Origin of the sequence: Vibrio sp. V19_P1S1T109 (assembly GCF_002241375.1) — a bacterium.
GTDB classification, from domain to species: Bacteria; Pseudomonadota; Gammaproteobacteria; order Enterobacterales; family Vibrionaceae; genus Vibrio; species Vibrio anguillarum.
On sequence record NZ_NDIM01000342.1, the window covers coordinates 1 to 2,752 of the forward strand.

At 45.5% G+C, this 2,752-nt stretch carries 3 protein-coding genes; all 3 read right to left on the minus strand.

Annotated features, from left to right (window positions below):
* Window positions 1–138 precede the first annotated feature (138 nt).
* Window positions 139–714: a nucleoside triphosphate pyrophosphohydrolase family protein gene (locus B9J87_RS16025; RefSeq protein WP_010318603.1), complete on the minus strand. Its 576-nt coding sequence runs from the start codon at window positions 712–714 to the stop codon at window positions 139–141.
* Window positions 715–857: 143 nt separating this feature from the next.
* Complete coding sequence (locus B9J87_RS16030; protein ID WP_026027360.1) at window positions 858–1,424, minus strand: DUF1415 domain-containing protein; 567 nt, start codon at window positions 1,422–1,424, stop codon at window positions 858–860.
* A gap of 69 nt (window positions 1,425–1,493) precedes the next feature.
* A complete protein-coding gene (locus B9J87_RS16035; protein WP_094151695.1) occupies window positions 1,494–2,708 on the minus strand; it encodes an MFS transporter in 1,215 nt (404 codons plus the stop codon).
* Between the last annotated feature and the right edge of the window lie 44 nt (window positions 2,709–2,752).

Below are 2,752 nucleotides of genomic sequence, written 5' to 3' on the forward strand. Positions count from 1 at the left end.
GGTTAGAATTTATGCAAAAGTTGGCACGCCAATCGCATTAATAGAATCGATACATTCTCGTTCTTGTTAGGCTTTTTATAAGTCTCTTAACCACCTTGCTCCCACAAGGTGGTTTTTTTTATCTGAGTCTTTGCAAGGTTATTGCGTCAATGAAGCGAGGTCAGCAGGACGGTAATAGACTGATTTGAGCACTTTACCTTGGCGAATCGTTTTGCCTTCAGAGACAAAATCTTGTGCGCATTTAGCAATAATGTAGTCGCCTTTTTGTACGGCCATCAGCTCAATACCTTGCTCAGCATAGTAGGCTTGGGTATCGGCATACTCTTTTTCATTGCGACATACTTTACTCATGTTCGAGCTGTGTACTTCATCCCAGCATGGAATAAATTCGATGCCACGATTCACGGCAACATTGAGCAGAAGATCAATCAAATAGCTGATCGCTAAGTTGTCACTCACTTGGCTATGTCCAAGGTGGACTAAACGACCCATCAAGACATACACAGTATCGATGATCGCATCCGCTTGTTCCGTTTTATTGTCAGCTTCAGCAAGTTCAGTCAACTCTTCAATCGCGAGCGAAGTATGCAACGTGTCAGCTTTATCGTTTAAGCTGCTGGCATCAGCAACGGGAAGATCAAAGGTGCTACGAAACTCGGTAATATCGCGGTAAAGATGATCGTAAATCTCTTGAGTAAGCTTGGATAAATGCATTATCTCGGTCCATTGGTTTGGTTAACAGGGATTGTGACGCGTAGTAACAAATTGATAGTAATAAACTGATAGTAAGAAAATGGATAGTAACAAACTGATGGCAAAGCTGCGACCCATGCCATCAGTTTGGTCAAAGAACAGGGTTACTTATTGAGAAACAAATAAGGAAACAGTTGGCGGCGTTCTTGGTCACTTAGAGCACTAACACGAGCGATATTGGTATCGGGAATCGCTTCTGGGTTAGGGTAGTGCTTGAGTACTTTTTCCATGCTCTCTTCGCGAATAAGATGGAAAATCGGGTACGGCGAACGGTTAGTTAGGTTTTCGTCATCTTCGGGGCGTGTGCCGCCAAAACAGTAGTGAGGGTGAAAGGTAGCGACTTGGAAGATGCCTTGCCAATCTTGTTGCGTAATTAATGCTTCGACCCAATCGATAAAAAAGTTGTACTCAAAAAAATCTTCGAGCATGTTTGGCACCACCACTAAGGTGGTCTCAAGAGACTGTGCCGAGCTGCCTTCTAACTCTAGCAATTGTTGCAAAATGTCTTGCAGCAATTGTTCTTCAGTATCGGCTTCACTGACGAAAATTTTGATCTGCTGGTTACGTTGTGGTTTTGCGGCGAAAGGGCAGAGATTTAAGCCAATCACCACATCGTTAAGCCACTGTTCGACTTCAGTTGTGATGGCGGTTTTATTTATCGTTACGCTCATAGTGCTTATTAAAACAGTCAATTTGGCGCAAGCATAACATGAGTCTTTTGATAAAGTGAGTGGATAACACTACTTGATCAATTCATGCAGCGGTTTGCGGTGCGCAAGGGCGCGGTCATCATGGCGCAATTTCCAACAGAGAAAAAACATCGTCACATACAACACCATTCCACCCGAAACCACCACCGGCCAACCGCCATTTTGCCAGCAATAGAGTAGGAAAAACCCGCCGAGGCTGCCACCCACATAATAATGAACCAAATACAGAGCGGTCGCGGTTGCTTTTGCGCTGCTGGCCTTTTGGCTCACCCATGAATAGGCGAGCGTATGAGTAAAAAAGGCGCCGAAACTGATCAACATTAAACCGATCAGCATAAACGGGATTGATTCAACCAAGGCTAGCCACATCCCCGATAAACTGAGCAAGGCTCCCAACATCATGCCCGAAATGGCATTGTAGCGTTTTGTCCAGTTAGCGGTCAGTTTCGAGCTGAGTGTTCCCGCCAAATAACATAGGAAGATCAATGATGCTAAGCCAATCGGTAGCGAGTAGGGTTCGGCGACAAGCCGAAAGCCCATCACTGAGTAGAGATTAACAAACAGCGCGAAGTTAGTACCACCAATCAGCATCGCAAGCCACAGTGTGCGGTTAGAAAGATGTTTTACTAGCGCACGGTTGTGGTGAAAGAACAAGCCTCGTTGCGGCGTGAAATTGCGTTGAATGGGTAGTAACCACAGCACAATGATGGCGCATACGAAAGTGAGTATGGCAATCACAATCACGGCTTGTTGCCAGCCAAAGGCATCGGTCAATATACCGCCTAAAATTCGGCCGCTAATGCCACCTAATGAATTCGCAGCAATATAACCACCAATCGCTTGGCTAAATGCTTGAGGCGAAAGCTCCTCAGCCATGTAAGCCACGGCAACCGAAGCAAAGGCGGCCAATGCGACGCCCATTAGTGCACGTGTTAAAACCAGCACCCATAGCTGTTGGCTGATCAACATTAAGCTGCCGATTAATGGCATCATGAATAGCCCTAATAACATTACTTTGCGGCGGCCAAAGGATTCAGAGCTGATTGCCCAAGGGACTAAACTGACGGAGAGTGCGAGGGTTGATGCGGCAAATAACCAGTTAATTTGGGTTTCTGAAACCGCAAAATGCGTAGCAAGGTAGGGCAACATTGGCTGAAAAAGATAGAGATTACAAAAGACTAAGAACGAGCCGAGCGCAAGTCCCCAAGTGACTTTTCGGTATTCTTTACTGCCAATTTCGATCATGATTACGCTTCACTTACGTTATGTATCTGTGATCACAGTAGCAG

What these genes read in the sequence shown, in the direction of transcription:
- B9J87_RS16025 (WP_010318603.1), bottom strand. Translation starts at nt 714, where the DNA reads ATGCATTTATCCAAGCTTACTCAAGAGATTTACGATCATCTTTACCGC.
- B9J87_RS16030 (WP_026027360.1), bottom strand. Translation starts at nt 1,424, where the DNA reads ATGAGCGTAACGATAAATAAAACCGCCATCACAACTGAAGTCGAACAG.
- B9J87_RS16035 (WP_094151695.1), bottom strand. Translation starts at nt 2,708, where the DNA reads ATGATCGAAATTGGCAGTAAAGAATACCGAAAAGTCACTTGGGGACTT.